At 67.4% G+C, this 15,406-nt stretch carries 12 protein-coding genes; 6 read left to right on the forward strand and 6 right to left on the reverse strand.

The window, feature by feature from the left end; all coding sequences use genetic code 11:
- Positions 1–417 precede the first annotated feature (417 nt).
- Positions 418–627 (forward strand): hypothetical protein, encoded by a 210-nt coding sequence (locus OHB26_RS21890; RefSeq protein WP_330179139.1) that lies wholly within the window; start codon positions 418–420, stop codon positions 625–627.
- A gap of 16 nt (positions 628–643) precedes the next feature.
- Positions 644–2,101, forward strand: a complete 1,458-nt coding sequence (locus OHB26_RS21895) for an RNB domain-containing ribonuclease (RefSeq protein WP_330179140.1) — start codon at positions 644–646, stop codon at positions 2,099–2,101.
- A gap of 213 nt (positions 2,102–2,314) precedes the next feature.
- On the opposite strand, the gene OHB26_RS21900 is transcribed toward OHB26_RS21895, so the two are convergent.
- The 4 genes from OHB26_RS21900 to panB form a co-directional block, all read right to left on the reverse strand.
- Positions 2,315–3,205 (reverse strand): CHAD domain-containing protein, encoded by an 891-nt coding sequence (locus tag OHB26_RS21900; protein ID WP_330179141.1) that lies wholly within the window; start codon positions 3,203–3,205, stop codon positions 2,315–2,317.
- Complete coding sequence (gene pip / locus OHB26_RS21905) at positions 3,206–4,162, reverse strand: prolyl aminopeptidase (protein ID WP_330179142.1); 957 nt, start codon at positions 4,160–4,162, stop codon at positions 3,206–3,208. It lies immediately after the preceding gene.
- Entirely contained in the window at positions 4,162–4,644 is a 483-nt protein-coding gene (locus OHB26_RS21910; RefSeq protein ID WP_330179143.1) for a hypothetical protein, read from the reverse strand. Before OHB26_RS21910 ends, pip begins: the two co-directional genes overlap by 1 nt.
- Positions 4,645–4,809: 165 nt before the next feature.
- Positions 4,810–5,661, reverse strand: a complete 852-nt coding sequence (gene panB, locus OHB26_RS21915; RefSeq protein ID WP_330185739.1) for a 3-methyl-2-oxobutanoate hydroxymethyltransferase — start codon at positions 5,659–5,661, stop codon at positions 4,810–4,812.
- A 262-nt stretch (positions 5,662–5,923) separates the two neighbouring features.
- Between panB and OHB26_RS21920 the strand changes: the two genes are divergently transcribed.
- The 4 genes from OHB26_RS21920 (at position 5,924) to OHB26_RS21935 (ending at position 12,771) form a co-directional block, all read left to right on the forward strand.
- Complete coding sequence (locus tag OHB26_RS21920; RefSeq protein ID WP_330179144.1) at positions 5,924–7,435, forward strand: alpha/beta hydrolase; 1,512 nt, start codon at positions 5,924–5,926, stop codon at positions 7,433–7,435.
- A gap of 142 nt (positions 7,436–7,577) precedes the next feature.
- Positions 7,578–8,918 (forward strand): glutamine synthetase family protein, encoded by a 1,341-nt coding sequence (locus tag OHB26_RS21925; protein WP_330179145.1) that lies wholly within the window; start codon positions 7,578–7,580, stop codon positions 8,916–8,918.
- A 399-nt stretch (positions 8,919–9,317) separates the two neighbouring features.
- Entirely contained in the window at positions 9,318–12,317 is a 3,000-nt protein-coding gene (locus OHB26_RS21930; protein ID WP_330179146.1) for a bifunctional [glutamine synthetase] adenylyltransferase/[glutamine synthetase]-adenylyl-L-tyrosine phosphorylase, read from the forward strand.
- A gap of 85 nt (positions 12,318–12,402) precedes the next feature.
- A complete protein-coding gene (locus OHB26_RS21935) occupies positions 12,403–12,771 on the forward strand; it encodes a cupin domain-containing protein (protein ID WP_330179147.1) in 369 nt (122 codons plus the stop codon).
- A gap of 105 nt (positions 12,772–12,876) precedes the next feature.
- On the opposite strand, the gene OHB26_RS21940 is transcribed toward OHB26_RS21935, so the two are convergent.
- Positions 12,877–14,280: a hypothetical protein gene (locus OHB26_RS21940; protein ID WP_330179148.1), complete on the reverse strand. Its 1,404-nt coding sequence runs from the start codon at positions 14,278–14,280 to the stop codon at positions 12,877–12,879.
- A 148-nt stretch (positions 14,281–14,428) separates the two neighbouring features.
- Positions 14,429–15,250 carry a class I SAM-dependent methyltransferase gene (locus OHB26_RS21945; protein ID WP_330179149.1) on the reverse strand — a complete coding sequence of 274 codons (822 nt, stop codon included), beginning with the start codon at positions 15,248–15,250 and terminating at the stop codon, positions 14,429–14,431.
- Positions 15,251–15,406: the final 156 nt, after the last annotated feature.

Here is a 15,406-nt window from a genome sequence, read left to right on the forward strand (position 1 = left end):
GACAGATAGCGCCCCCGCATCGCCGGGCAAACGCGTCCGGCGTCGTCAAACCTGATAGCGGCGTGAGATACACCGCTCGTCGACACCTGTGCGAAAACCGCCGAGTTGGACGACAATAACGGCGCGTCGCATGGTGCGTATCGGCGCGGCTCGGCGTGTCGAACGGGTGATTGGCCCGGAACTGGCACCGAACGTGATCGACGTCATAAAGTGTTGCGCGTTGGAAAGTTCCGTTGCGGCCCGCAACGGGCAAAGGGTCTCAACAACGAACGTCGGAAAGCAGGTCTCGTCTATATGCGAATTGCTCGCAAATTGGCAGCTGGTGCCCTCCTCGCGGCTGCCGCTTCCGTTTCGGTTGTGCTGGGCGCCGGCTCGGCCTCCGCGTTTGCGGTGACTCCGCTTCCGGGTGGAGTTCAGGTGGATCTCACTCCGGCGGATACCGCCTGGGTGGCGAATTCCCACATCGGGCAGGCGATCGCGGGCCTGCCGCATCCGTCGGCCGCGTCCTTCGGTGAGTCGCTGGATTCCGCGGCCGCCGTTTCTTCGCAGTACCCGGGCGGCCGCGTGGTCTTCACCGTGTACGGCCCGTTCGATCAGTTGAACGGCACCATGCTGGCCCTGCAGTAGGGATAGCGCAGCTCCCGTGGAACTGCACCAGCGGATTCTGTCGGCCCCGGTTGATTTCGGGGCCGTCCGAACCGAATTCGGATTGGCCTCGGAATATCCCTCCGAGGCCGTCTCGGAGGCCCGCGACGCGGTCGACGCGTTCGCGGGTGCCCGGGTCGATCGCACCGAGATCGAACTCGTCACCATCGATCCGCCCGGCGCCCTGGATCTGGACCAGGCGCTCGCGCTCGAGCGCACTCCCGCCGGAGGGTTCCGGCTCTACTACGCGATAGCCGATGTGGCCGCCTTCGTCGAACCCGACGAGGCGCTCGCCAGTGTCTCGCTGGAGCGCGGACAAACCTTCTACCTGCCCGACGGCACCGTGCCCCTGCATCCGAACGTGCTTTCCGAGGGCCGGGCGTCGCTGCTGCCCGATCAGGACCGCCCGGCCGCGCTGTGGACCATCGACTGCGATGAGAACGCCGAGCCGCGCGACTGTTCGGTGACCCGCGCCCTGGTGCGCTCGCGCGCCCGGCTCGACTACGCGTCCGTGCAGGCCGATGCCGATGCCGGCCGACTGCACCCCTCGATCGCCGCCCTGCCGGAGTTCGGCCGCCTGCGCATCGAGGCGGGCCTGAACCGCGGGGCGATCAATCTGCGCCTGCCCTCGCAGAGCGTCATCCGGGTCGACGGACCCGAGAGCCCCGACCATTGGCAGTTGGTTATCGAACCGCGCACCGCCGCCGACGACTGGAATGAGCAGATATCGCTGCTCACCGGTATGTGCGCGGCGCGAATCATGTTGGAGGCGAAGGGGCCCGAACATCTGGGCCTGCTGCGCACCATGCCACCGCCCGCCGCGTCGACCGTGGAGTCCATGCGCCGCACCGCCGCCGCCGTCGGCGTACCGTGGCCCAAGGGCGAGCCCGTCGGCCGCATGCTCGCCGGTCTGGACCCCAATTCCCCCGCCGCCCTGGTGCTGATGTCCGAGGCCACCGGTCTGCTGCGCGGCGCCTCCTACACGCTGCTGGACGGTCAATCCCCGGACACCGTGCAGCACAGCGGAATCGGCGCGCCCTACGCGCATGTGACGGCCCCGCTGCGCCGCCTCTCGGACCGCTACAGCACCGAGATCTGCCTGTGCCGCTGCGCCGGAACCGTTGTCCCGCACTGGGTTCGCGAGGGCCTGGCCGCGGCCGCCGAATCCATGCGCCGCAGTGACGCGGTGGCGAACAAACTCGAACGCGCCTGCGTGGACCTCACCGAATCGACGCTGCTGGCCGCACGCGTCGGCGCCGACTTCGACGCCGTCGTCCTGCGCGAACACAATGGCACCCGCCCCGCCGAGATCTTCGTCGCCGATCCGCCGGTCCTGGCCAAGTGCACCGGCGAACCACCCGAGGGCAAACAGGTCCGGGTCCGGCTCACCGTCGCCGACCCCACCACCCGCACGGTGACTTTCGCCTACCAGCCGGACCCGCCGCCGGAGCGCTGACCACTCATCACGGCCCGCTCTGATACTGCGGCATCCTCCTCGGTCCATCTGCTCACCACCTTCATCAAGATCAGCAGGATCCGAATCCGGGCGCGCACCATGGCAGCTATATGTGGCCGTGGATCATTTCATCCGAGCTTCGTGAGCTCGGTGGTCATGCCGGCCTGGATTGACCGAATCATGCCGCCTGCCGCCGCTGCTGGAGCGCCGAATTCAGAGCGCGTGATGCCGCAGGAATTCGATGGCCGCCGGGTACTCCTCGAGTGCCTTGGCGGCCGCTGCCTCCTCGGCATCGCAGAGCCGCTGATATCCGGTCTCCCCGGCCGCGGAGGCGTGTTCGCGCAGCACCTCGAGCGCCTCGATGGCATCGCGATGATCGCCGAGCACGGTCTGCAATTGTTTGGCCCGCCGCGCCAGCAGGGCGGCGGGTTCGTCCAGCACCGCGGTGGCGGCCTCGGCCGAGTACCGCAATCGCTTGGCGGCCTTGCGGATCTCATGCAGATGCTCGATGCGCTCGGCATCGGTGTCCTGCGGTTCGGTGCGCACCAGGCGGCGCAGATCGCGGAGGTCGTGCCGCAGCACATCGGTGAAGACCTCAGCGGCGGGCCGCTTCGCCTGCGCAGGGCGCAGCGGCGGATCGGCGAGCAGGCCGTGCAGCCGGTCGAGCAGGGTCCGATAGCGCCGGGTATCGAAGGCGGCCACGGCCTCCGCGTGCGCGGTCTCGTACCGCTCTCGCTCCTCGGCGACCAGCCGCGCGCCGAAATCGTTTCGAGGCGTTGTCTTCTCACCGGTCGCGGTGTTGTCGTCGAAGGGCGCGCCGGTCTCGCCGAGCAGTGCGGCGAACCGTTCGCCGCGCACCTCGGCATCGCGTGCCACTCCGAGTAACCCTGCCAGCCAGCGCAATTCAGCACTGAGCTCGCCGACCGGTTTACGCGCGAAGGCCCGCCGATACGAGCGCAGCAGACTGCGTAGTCGCCGGGTCGCCACCCGCATCTTGTGCACCGAATCCGGATGATCCCGGCGCACATCGGGTTCGGCGGCGCGCAGCCGGTCCACATCGGCGGCGAGGGCGTCGACCAGGGCGGGACCGGCTGTGCTGTTCATTTACGTCCTGTATCTGTCCGTGGCCTCGATCAGATGGTGGGTGATACCGGGTTCGGCGGCGGCATGCCCGGCATCGGGAACCATGTGCAGCTCCGAATTCGCCCACGCCTTATGCAGATCCCACGCGCTCACGGCCGGGCAGACGATGTCATGCCTGCCCTGCACGATAACTCCGGGAATATGTGCGATGCGGTCGATATCGCGCAGCAGCTGCCCGTCCTCGAGAAACCCACGATTGTGGAAATAGTGGTTCTCGATCGCGGCGAACGCCAGAGCGAAGCGCGGATCGGCGGTTTCGGCGACCCGATCCGGCTGGGGCAGTAGGGAACTCGTGGCGCCCTCCCAGGTGGACCACGCGACGGCCGCGTCGGTGGCGAGCTTGGCGTCGGGGGAGTGCAACAACCGGTGATAGACCTCGATCAGGTCCTGCCCGCGTTCGCTCTCGGGCACCGGTGCCAGGAACTTCTCCCACTCATCGGGGTAGACGAACCCCGCAGCGCCATTGTAGTACCAATCGATTTCCTTGCGGCGCAACAGGAATATCCCGCGCAGCACCAGTTCGGTGACCCGCTCCGGATGGGTCTGCGCGTACGCCAGCGCCAGCGTCGACCCCCAGGATCCGCCGAACACCTGCCAGCGCTCGATACCCAAATGCGTTCGCAGCGCCTCGATATCGGCGACCAGATGCCAGGTGGTGTTGGTCTCCAGGCTCGCGCCGTCGGCGATATGCGGTGTCGACTGCCCGCAGCCGCGCTGATCCAGCAGCACGATCCGATACGCCGCCGGATCGAAGAACTGCCGGTGGAACGGCGCGGTGCCACCGCCGGGCCCGCCGTGCAGGAACACCACCGGCTTACCGTCGGGATTGCCGCTGACCTCCCAATACATCAGCTGACCATCGCCGACGTCGAGCATGCCCTGCTCGTACGGCTCGATCGGTGGATAGAGCGTGCGCATCAGCCCGCCAGACCCGACGCGAGATTCGGGATCTCCAGCGCCGAAATCGCCTGATCCCGAACGTCCGAGCAGTTCTTGGTGGTGACCCGGTCGATCACATCCTTATCGCCCAGCACCTGAAGATTGATGCCGCCATTGCGCAGCGCCCACTCGTGCACGCTCGCGTTCAACGAGATCTTGCCGAGCGTCGGCCCCTGTACGCGCCAATCCGAGAGCTGCGGACGCAGCATGTCGCACAACTGTTTTCCGGCCTCATCGGAGATTGTGAGCGGCGCTCCGTTCCCGGTGGTCGGGCTGGCGCTGCCGGAGGGCGACGGCTTGCCGAGAGTGGTCGTCAGCGGTGAGGAAGACCCCTGCGGCTGTGACGATCCCGTCGTGGTGCCATCTCCGCACGCGGCGGTGAAGGCGAGGACGGCCGCGGTCCCCGCGAGTAGCGGCACCAGCCGAACTCGGCGACTACTGATCCAACGGCGATGCGACATGAGTTCCCTTTGGTCGGTCCAGCTCGTTCCAATCCACTCTGCCATCAAACTGTGACCGTGGTCTGTGAAGACAGTGCGGAACCCGTAATCGATAGCGTACGGCTATGAGAACGCCCCCTCGGTTGTCCGAGGGGGCGTTCTCCTATTCGGTACCGGTGTGCCGAATCAGTAGCTGTGCTCCGGGCCGGGGAATACTCCGCGCCGCACCTCATCCGCGTAAGTGGCTGCGGCACTGCGCAATTGGCCACCCACATCGGCGAACTGCTTGACGAACTTGGCGGTCTTGCCGGAGGTGTAGCCGACCATGTCCTGCCAGACGAGCACCTGCGCGTCGGTGTCCGCGCCCGCGCCGATGCCGACCGTCGGAATGGTCAGCTTGCGGGTGACCTGTCCGGCGAGCTCGGCCGGAACCATCTCCATCACGACCGAGAACGCCCCGGCCTCCTGTACCGCGATGGCATCGGCGATGAGCTGCTCGGCGCCGTCACCGCGACCCTGGACGCGGAAACCGCCGAGGGTGTTGACGCTCTGCGGGGTGAAGCCGATATGCGCCATCACCGGGATGCCGGCGGCGGTGATCTTGGCAATGGTGTCGGCCATGCGCTCGCCGCCCTCCAACTTCACCGCGTGCGCGCCGCCCTCCTTCATGAATCGGACGGCCGTGGCGAGCGCCTGCTCCGGGGAGGACTCATAGCTGCCGAACGGCAGATCCGCCACCACCAGCGCATGCGGCGCACCGCGCACCACACCGCGCACCAGCGGAATCAGTTCGTCGACCGAGATGGCGACCGTGGTGTCGTAGCCGTACACCACATTGGCGGCGGAATCGCCGACCAGCAGTACCGGGATACCGGCCTCTTCGAAGAGCCGGGCGGTGGAGTAGTCATAGGCGGTGAGCATGGACCAGCGCTCACCCTCACTCTTCATCTGCTGCAGATGCTGTACACGGGTCTTGCGCTTGGCGGTCTTGGCGGGTGCTGCACCGTAGGCGGGGGTCTCCGCATCGGATACGGACATCATCGTCCCTTTCGTCGATCCTCGAGGCCCATGAGCGGGTCCCCGGGTTTTGCTGACGCCTCTCAGTGTGCCATCGCGGCAGGTCCCCGCCCGGATGCAATTGCTCACACCCGCGGGCGCTCGCCGCTCCGAACTCTTTGCGTTGCTCCCGCGTTGTTGCGGAAGCGTGCGGCGGAGGCGATCCACTTAGCGCGGCGTCGCGGTAACCGAAGGGAATTCGAGGGTGCGTACAGCGGGATGGCACGATCGGGGAATGGTCTTGATGCGAACCAACCGAGCCGTGCTGATAGCGGCGGCGTTGGTGATGACCGCCGCCGGATGCTCCACGGTGGTGGAAGGTAACCCGACGGCCACCGCGCCGAAGGATATGGGGCAGTACTACAACCAGCAGGTCAAGTGGGGGAGCTGTAGCGACTTCGGCGATGACGAGATGCCCGCGGGGGCCGAGTGCGCCCGCGTCACCGTGCCGGTCGACTACGACAATCCCGGCGGCGCGACCGCCAAGATCGCGATCTCGCGTATCAAGGCCACCGGGACCAAGATCGGGTCGCTGCTGTTCAATCCGGGCGGACCGGGTGTGCCGGGCATATCCATGGTGAATATCGCCGACAACACCCAACTGTCCGAGCGCTTCGACCGCGTCGGCTTCGACCCACGCGGCATCGGCGCCTCGCAGCCGTCCATCAAATGCCTCACCGCCACCGAGAACGATGCCGAGCGCGCCGAGGCGCCCAAGGACAATTCGCCCTCGGGTATCGCCGCCGCGGAGACCGAGAACAAGCAGTACGCGGACAAATGCGTCGAGCGCACCGGTAAGGACTTCCTCGCGCACGTCGGCACCCGCGAGGTCGTGCAGGACATGGACGTGATCCGCGCGGCGCTCGGCGATGCCAAGCTCAGCTATGTCGGCTACTCGTACGGCACCCGCCTGGGCTACGCCTACGCCGAGAAGTTCCCGGACAAGGTCCGCGCGCTCGTACTGGACGGCGCACTGGACCCGTCGCAGGATCCGGTCAAGGAGTCGGTGCTGCAGGCCACCAGCTTCCAGAGCGTGTTCAACAAATACGCCCAGGACTGCGCCACCAAGCAGGACTGCCCGCTCGGCAATGATCCGGCGCAGGCCGTGGCCCGCTTCCGCGCTCTGATGAATCCGTTGTGGGACAAGCCCGTTCCCACCGATGATCCGCGCGGCCTGCACTACGGCGACGCCATCACCGGTGTGCAGCAGACGCTGTACTCGAACCGGTACTGGCCCGCGCTGACCAAGGGTCTGCGCGAACTCGTCGCCGGAAAGGGCGACACCCTGCTGGCCCTGGCCGATATGTACGACGGCCGCCGCGATGACGGCACCTACGACAACAGCGCCGATGCCTTCAATGCCATTCGCTGTGTGGACGATCCGCCGATCACCGATCGCGCCGTCGCCGCCAAACAGGATGCCGAATACCGCAAGGGCGCACCGTTCCTGGACGACGCGCACGGCAGCGATGCCGCACCGCTGGAACTCTGCGCCATCTGGCCGGTGCCCAACACCAGCACCCCGCACCGGCTTTCGATTCCGGATCTGCCCAAGACCGTGGTGATCTCCACCACCAACGATCCGGCCACCCCGTACCAGGCCGGTGTCGATCTGGCGGATCAGTTGAAAGCCACCCTGATCACCTTCAACGGTGACCGCCATACCGTGTCGCTCTCGGGTGTGGAGTGCGTGGACGACCCGGTTATCGCGTACCTGGTGGACTTGAAGGAGCCCGCCGCCGGACTCACCTGCTGAGCCGGAATCCCGCGATTCGGGGGCGTGTCGAACGCCCCCGAACCCGCTTTTCGAGGGTTCGGAACCGAATCTCTCGGATCGCGACGCGAGTTGGGCGTCGCATGTAACACGGATTTAACTCCGACTGCCTACGCTCGCGGTCATGGACCGTCAGAAGGAATTCGTCCTCCGCACGCTCGAAGAGCGCGATATTCGTTTCGTGCGGCTCTGGTTCACCGATGTGCTGGGCTATCTGAAGTCCGTGGCCATCGCACCCGCCGAGCTCGAGGGCGCGTTCGAGGAGGGCATCGGCTTCGACGGTTCGGCCATCGAGGGATTTGCCCGGGTCTCCGAGGCGGACATGGTGGCCAGGCCGGACCCGTCCACCTTCCAGGTGCTGCCGTGGTCCACCTCGAAGGGGCATCAGCACTCCGCGCGCATGTTCTGCGATATCGCCATGCCGGACGGTTCACCGTCCTGGGCGGATCCGCGGCATGTGCTGCGTCGCCAGCTGAACAAGGCCGCCGACCTCGGCTTCAGCTGCTATGTGCACCCGGAGATCGAATTCTTCCTGCTCAAGCCCGGCCCGCATGACGGCTCGACCCCGATCCCGGTGGATCAGGGCGGCTTCTTCGACCAGGCCGTGCACGACGAGGCCCCGAACTTCCGCCGGCATGCCATCGACTCGCTGGAGTCCATGGGCATCTCGGTCGAGTTCAGCCATCACGAGGGCGCACCCGGCCAGCAGGAGATCGACCTGCGCTACGCGGACGCGCTCTCCATGGCCGACAATGTGATGACCTTCCGCTACCTGATCAAGGAAGTGGCCATCGACGAAGGCGTGCGGGCGACGTTCATGCCCAAGCCTTTCGCCGATCACCCGGGTTCGGCGATGCATACGCATATGTCGCTGTTCGAGGGTGAGCAGAACGCCTTCCACGATCCCGACGACCCGATCAACCTGTCGGTGACCGCGCGCGCGTTCATCGCGGGCATTCTCGAGCACGCGCACGAGATCAGCGCCGTCACCAATCAGTGGGTGAACTCGTACAAGCGACTCATTCACGGTGGTGAGGCGCCGACCGCCGCGTCCTGGGGTCGCTCCAACCGTTCGGCACTGGTTCGCGTTCCGATGTACACGCCGAACAAGTCGTCCTCGCGGCGCGTCGAGGTCCGCAGCCCCGATTCGGCCTGCAACCCGTACCTGGCCTTCGCGGTTATCCTCGCGGCCGGTCTGCGCGGTATCGAGAAGGGCTACACCCTGCCGCCCGAGGCCGAGGACGATGTGTGGTCGCTGACCGCCGCCGAGCGTCGCGCCATGGGCTTCCGCGAACTGCCCGCCAGCCTCGACGAGGCGCTCAAGAATATGGAGAAGTCCGAACTGGTCGCCGAGACCCTGGGCGAGCACGTCTTCGACTTCTTCCTGCGCAACAAGCGCCGCGAATGGGCGGGTTACCGCAATCAGGTGACCCCCTACGAGCTGAAGGAATACCTCGGGCTGTAGTTTCTGCCCTCCGCTTCGCTGCGGGCGGGGTTCGCGGCCCTGGAGTCCCGGTTCTTCCCTCCCTTCCTCCGCTCCACTCAGTCCAGAACCGGGACGGCCGCGAACCTTGACGGTCGTTGCACTACGGGCGAATTCGGCCCTTCGCTTCGGGCGGGTTCGGGGCTGCATTTTCGGCCCTTCGCTTCGCTGCGGGCGGGGTTCGGGGCCCTGGAGTCCTGGTTCTTCCCTCCTTCCGCTCCTCCGCCGCGCTCAGTCCAGAACCGGGACGGTCGCGAACTGTGTGGGTGAGTGGAACGGGGGCTTCGGTGTGGAGGCGGTCGGGCGGCAAGCGCGCAACGATGTCTGGTATCGGAGGGTTCGATCGTCCGCTTACGGAATGTGACATGTAATTTGAACGACATGGTCCGGCCACCGACGACCCGCTCCGCTGTCCCCGGTGTCGGACGGCTCGGTTTACTCGAGCCGTCGGCCGCCGATTCACTGCGAGAGTTGGCGTGGGACAACGTCGAGAGCGTTCCACTGCTGTGGGCGCTGTCCCGCTCACCCGATGCCGATCTGGCGCTGCTGACGCTCATGCGATTGCGGGAGCAGCTCGGAAGTGACTGGGGTGCGCTGGATTCGGCGCTGCGGAGCAATGTGGCGCTGCGCGGGCGGCTCTTCGCGCTGATCGGATCGTCGAGTGCGTTCGGCGATCATCTGGTGGCCGATCCGGCCGCCTGGCGGTTGCTGCTGCGCGCCGAATTGCCCTCGCGGGACGAGGTGCTCACCGCACTGCTCGATGCCGTGCACGCGACGCCGGAGACCGGGCCCAATGCCGGGCCCATGCTGTTCCGTGCCGGAATCGCAGGGCCGGAGGCGGTCGCGCTGCTGCGCAAGCGGTATCGCGATGAGCTCATGCTGCTGGCCGCCACCGATCTCGCCGCCACCGTCGAGAATGAACCGGTACTGCCGTACCAGCAGGTCGGCTGGCATCTCACCGATCTCGCCGATGCCGCCTTGACCGCGGCGCTGTCGGTGGCGGTCGCGCGGGTTTGCCCCGATCGTGAGGTGCCCGCGCGGCTGGCCGTGATCGCCATGGGCAAATGCGGTGCGCGCGAGTTGAATTACGTCTCCGATGTGGACGTCATCTTCGTCGCCGAACCCGCCGATACCACCACCACCCGGCTCGCCGCCGAGATGATGAGCGTCGGCGGGGCCGCGTTCTTCGAGGTCGACGCCGCACTGCGCCCCGAGGGCAAGGCGGGTGCGCTGGTGCGCACCCTGGAATCGCATATCGCGTACTACAAGCGCTGGGCGCGCACCTGGGAGTTCCAGGCACTGCTCAAAATGCGCCCCGCCACCGGCGATCTCGATCTCGGCCAGCAGTATCGGGAAGCGCTCATGCCGATGGTGTGGGCGGCCTCGGAGCGCCCGGACTTCGTCACCGATGTGCAGGCCATGCGCCGCCGCGTCGAGGATCTGGTGCCCGCCGATATGCGCGAGCGCGAACTCAAGCTCGGGCATGGCAGTCTGCGCGATGTCGAATTCGCCGTACAGCTGCTGCAATTGGTGCACGGTAAGGCCGATGAGGCGCTGCATACGCAGGGCACCGTCGAATCGCTGGGCGCACTCGCCGCGCGCGGATATGTCGGCCGCGATGATGCCGCGAATCTGACCGCCTCCTACGAGTTTCTGCGCCTGCTCGAGCATCGCCTGCAGTTGCAGCGGCTCAAGCGCACGCACACCCTGCCCGCGCCCGAGGATGAGGAGGGCATGCGCTGGCTGGCGCGCGCCGCGCACATGCGCCCCGACGGCCGCCAGGACGCGGTCGGTGTGCTCACCAGCGAGATCCGACGCAATGCGGTGCGGGTGCGGCGCTTGCACGCCAAGCTCTTCTACCGTCCGCTGCTGGAATCGGTTGCGCGCCTTGACGCGGACTCGCTGCGGCTGAGTCCGGAGGCGGCCGTCCGGCAGTTGGCGGCGCTGGGTTATGCCGCACCGGAGAACGCGCTCGGTCATCTGAAGGCGCTCACCGGCGAGGTCGGCCGCAAGGGCCGTATTCAGGCGCTGCTGCTGCCCACCCTGCTCGAATGGCTCGGGGAGACACCGAATCCCGATGCCGGACTGCTCGCCTACCGCCGGGTCTCCGAGGGCCTGGACAATGAGATCTGGTTCCTGCGCGAACTCCGCGACGAGGGTGCCATCGCCCAGCGTTTGATGATCGTGCTCGGCTCGTCGGCGTACCTGCCGGATCTGCTGATCAACGCGCCCGAGACCATCCGCATGTACGCCGACGGACCGAACGGACCACTGCTGCTGGCTCCCGCCATCGGTGATGTCGCGCGCGGAATCCTCTCCGGCGCAAGGCGTTACGAGGACCCCAAGCGCGCCGTCGCCACCGCCCGCTCGCTGCGCAGGCATGAACTCGCGCGCATCGCCTCGGCCGATGTGCTGGGCATGCTCGAGGTACCGCAGGTCTGCGAGGCGCTCTCCTCGGTGTGGATCGCGACCCTGGAGGCCGCCCTCCAGTCCGTAATCCGTTCCAGCGGAACGCAACCCGCCGACTTCGCCGTCATCGGCATGGGCCGCCTCGGCGGTATGGAGCTCGGCTACGGCTCCGATGCCGATGTGCTCTTCGTCTGCGATCCGCGCCCCGGCGTGGATGAGACGGTCGCGGTGAAATGGGCGATCGGTGTGGCCGAACAGGTCCAGCGCCTGCTCGGCGCGCCCAGCACCGACCCGCCGCTTCAGGTCGACGCGGGCCTGCGCCCCGAGGGGCGCAATGGCGCACTGGTCCGCACCCTCGCCGCCTACGCCGCCTACTACAAACAGTGGGCACAGCCCTGGGAGGTGCAGGCGCTGCTGCGCGCCCGGCAGGTGGCCGGTGACCCCGAACTGGGTGTCCGCTTCCTGCATACGGTCGACCCGGTCCGCTATCCCGCGGGCGGTATGTCCGCCGAGGGTGTTCGCGAAGTCCGGCGCATCAAGGCGCGCGTGGACGCCGAACGCCTGCCGCGCGGCGCGAATCCGGCCACCCACACCAAACTCGGCCGCGGCGGTCTCGCCGATGTCGAGTGGACGGTTCAGCTGTTGCAGCTCCAGCACGCGCACGCCGTCCCGGCGCTGCACAACACCTCGACCCTGCAATGCCTCGACGCCATCGAGGCCGCGGATCTGGTGGACCCCGCCGATGTCGCCCTCCTGCGCGATGCCTGGCTCACCGCCACCAAGGCCCGCAATGCCCTGGTCCTGGTCCGCGGTAAACCCGCCGACCAGCTGCCCGGCCCCGGCACCCTGTTGTCCGCGGTCGCCCGGGTCGCCGGTTGGCCCAATGACGACGGCAGTGAATTCCTCGACCACTACATGCGGGTGACCCGGCGAGCCAAGACGGTCGTGGAGCGAGTCTTCGGCGGCGAATAGGGGCTACGGAACGTATCGTTCGCCCGGGCAGCCCATACGTTCCGTCGGGCCGTCGCGGCCGGACACGGCATTAGGCTCGATACTCATGAGTGTCGCTGAGCAGCTGATTCCGTCGTTCGTCCGGAATGTCCCCGACGCCGAGCTGACGCCGGATCCGCTCGATCCCGCGCAGATCATCTCGGGCACGCCCGAGGTGTCGGGACTGGTGCTGTGGGAGTCCGCCGACGGCGCGCGGACGCACGGGATCTGGCAGATCACGCCCGGCGTGGTGACCGATACCGAGGCCGATGAGCTGTTCGTGGTGCTGTCGGGGCGGGCCACGGTGGCGATCGAGGGCGGCGCGACTTTGGAAGTGGGTCCGGGCGACGCATGTGTGCTCCGTGAAGGTGATCGCACCACCTGGACCGTGCACGAGACACTGCGCAAGGTCTATTCGATCACCACCCACGACTGATCGGCTTCGGACCCACTGAGCTTCGATGCGCGATGTCACCGCTCGTCATCCCGGCCTGGATCGCGCCGGGATGACTCTGCGGCTTCATGCCGCCCAGCTCGGCGATCAGGGGAGGGCTTCGGGGTCTGAGGTGAGGTCTGTTCTGGCCGAAGGGATTTCGGCTCCGAGGACCGCGGGGACCGCCGGGGGCGGGGTGCCGAGGAGTTCTTGCTGACGATCGCGGACCAGCCAATCCGGCGTGCGATGGGAGCTGTCGGAATCCGAGGCGGGGCCGCCCGATACGGGATGCATGCCGGGGAGCAGGCCCATCGACGGGGCGGCAGACCGGAGCGCGGTGGTGGGAGGTGTGGGGGTGGCGGGCTTTCCGGAGGGGGGCGGAGCCGGGTAGCTGCGGCCCGGATCGGGTTGCGCGGGAAGATCGTTCCGAAAACGAGGAATGAGTGATCCGCCGGGGATGGGGAGGCCGCTCGGAGTATGCGGAGTGGGGGACCCGACGGGGAAACCGCTCGGGGCTCGGGGTGTCGCGCGTTGCGGGTCGGTGGAAGCCGTTGCGGACAGCGGGTTTCCGCTGTCCGAGGTACTCGCGGGCGAGGTGAGCGCCGTGGAACGGTCGGCGTTCGTGCCCGGGTTCTGCGCGGCGGATGAGGGCGAGGTGTCTTCCTCGGACCGCGCGCCGCTGGATACCGTCGCCCCGTCGGCCGTACTGGGCTGCCCGTTATTGCTGTGTGCGGCTGTCTGATTCGGGTTGCCCGATCGTCGTGCGCCGCTGTCCACGGTGGGGTGCATCGAATCCGCCGGGTCCGCGCGGTGCGGCAGGCCCCGAAGCGAATTCGTGCCGCTCGACGAGATGCCCTCCGGCGCATCGTCACCCGGTGCCGCACCATCGGCCACGGCGAATGAGCCGAAGGCCGGAACTCCCGATCCGGCGGGCGGATACGTCGGAATGTAGTTGGCCTCCATGGCGGCGATGGCGACCTGTCGGAGCTCTTCGCGGGCCGCCTCGCGGCTGTGTGCGTCGCCGGGCGGATCGCCGACGATTGCGGCGACAGTGGCCGAGGAGGGGCCGGTGACACCGGCGGCGGGCGGTGGCACCGTACGCCGGACCGCCTCGGCCCCGTAGGACGCGGCGAGTATGCGATGCCCGGTGCTGTGCGCGATTTCGGTGATATCGGTGGCCCATTGGACGAAGTCCCGCGCCGCCTGGGCTCCGGCATCGGCGATATGCCCGCGCATCCCCGCGGCGAGGGCGGACTGGACGGTGCTGTGCAGCCCCGTGATCGCGCCGGAGAGACTGTCCGCGATATCCACCCAGACGGCGGCCTGCGCCCGCATGGCCCCGGGATCCATGGTCTGGGCGTGCGCGTAGATCTCCGCGTGTGACATCCCCGGAAAGTGTTCGAGCCGTTCGATGTAATCGGGATCGACACCGCCCTGCGAGATCCTTCGCTGCTCACGCTCCGCGCCCTGCTGAGCCCGCTCCGCCTGTGCGCGTGATCGATTCGAATTCATCGAACCTCCCTTCCCTCACCGTTTTGGACGCGGCGCGCGGGCGAGTGGTTCCCGCACCGCATCGGCGGGATTCGTCTCGGCGGGATCGGCGGACGTCCGGGGCGACATCGGCGACCCGCGGAATGCGAGCGCGTGCGTCGTGCGCGCCTCAGTCCTTCCGGGCTTGCAGGGTGAAGCTCAGCGGCAGCCGTTCGGAGTGTTCGGCCAGCCGCCATTCCCCGCCCTCGTCGGGAACCATCCGTCCGGGCAGGGCATTCCACGGCACGGTGGCGTGTTCGACCAATCCGGTGAGGGACAGTCCCGAGGCCAGCACCGCGCCGACGATCTCACCCAGACCGTGATTCCATTCGTGGGTAACGGTTTTCGTGATCACCCCGTCGGTCTCGATATAGGTGCTCCCGTCGTCGAACACCATCGGTTCGGCGGTCTCGAAGTACGGGTAGCCGATGACGAGCCGATCCAGCTGGGTCTCGTCGATCGCGGACAGCACCGGATGCCCTTCACGAATGAACAGCCGCCCGCCCGGGCGCAGCAGTGTGGCCACGGTCTCGGCCCAGCGCCGGATATCGGGCAGCCAGCACAGCGCGCCCACCCCGGTGTACACCAGATCGAATTGCCCCGCGCCGAGGACATGCACGGCCTCGTAGACATCGGATTCCACGTATTCGATAGCCGCACTTGCGTCTTCGGCCAGCTTCCGCGCCTGCGCCAGCGATGCGGAGGAGAAGTCGAGCCCGGTCATATTCGCCCCGAGCCGGGTCAAAGACAGTGTGTCGGTGCCGATATGGCATTGCAGATGCACCCCGCGCAGTCCGCGAATATCGCCGAGCAGTGGCAGATCGAATCGCACCACCTCGCTCAGAAAGCTGGTGTCGGTGCGGAATTTGTCGAGGGCATAGTCGGAGGAGGCGGCATGAAGCGGCGCGCGTTCATCCCAATTGTCGCGGTTCAGAACCCGGTAATCGCTCACGTCCACCGACTGTGCCACGTCGATGCCCCACCGCGCCGGTCATTTACGCGCGGGTCGCACGCAGGTCAGCGCGTTCCCGCAGTGCAGTAGGGTGGTCGGCGGCCGCGCGGTCGTGGGGGTTTCAGCGGAATTGTCGGCCCTGGCCCGCGAGTACAC

The organism is Nocardia sp. NBC_01503 (assembly GCF_036327755.1).
GTDB lineage: Bacteria > Actinomycetota > Actinomycetes > Mycobacteriales > Mycobacteriaceae > Nocardia.

Coding starts and splice junctions, on each gene's coding strand:
- OHB26_RS21900 (WP_330179141.1), bottom strand. CDS start 3,205: ATGAACAGCACAGCCGGTCCCGCCCTGGTCGACGCCCTCGCCGCCGAT.
- pip (WP_330179142.1), bottom strand. CDS start 4,162: ATGCGCACGCTCTATCCACCGATCGAGCCGTACGAGCAGGGCATGCTC.
- OHB26_RS21910 (WP_330179143.1), bottom strand. CDS start 4,644: ATGTCGCATCGCCGTTGGATCAGTAGTCGCCGAGTTCGGCTGGTGCCG.
- panB (WP_330185739.1), bottom strand. CDS start 5,661: ATGTCCGTATCCGATGCGGAGACCCCCGCCTACGGTGCAGCACCCGCC.
- OHB26_RS21920 (WP_330179144.1), top strand. CDS start 5,924: ATGCGAACCAACCGAGCCGTGCTGATAGCGGCGGCGTTGGTGATGACC.
- OHB26_RS21925 (WP_330179145.1), top strand. CDS start 7,578: ATGGACCGTCAGAAGGAATTCGTCCTCCGCACGCTCGAAGAGCGCGAT.
- OHB26_RS21930 (WP_330179146.1), top strand. CDS start 9,318: ATGGTCCGGCCACCGACGACCCGCTCCGCTGTCCCCGGTGTCGGACGG.
- OHB26_RS21935 (WP_330179147.1), top strand. CDS start 12,403: ATGAGTGTCGCTGAGCAGCTGATTCCGTCGTTCGTCCGGAATGTCCCC.
- OHB26_RS21940 (WP_330179148.1), bottom strand. CDS start 14,280: ATGAATTCGAATCGATCACGCGCACAGGCGGAGCGGGCTCAGCAGGGC.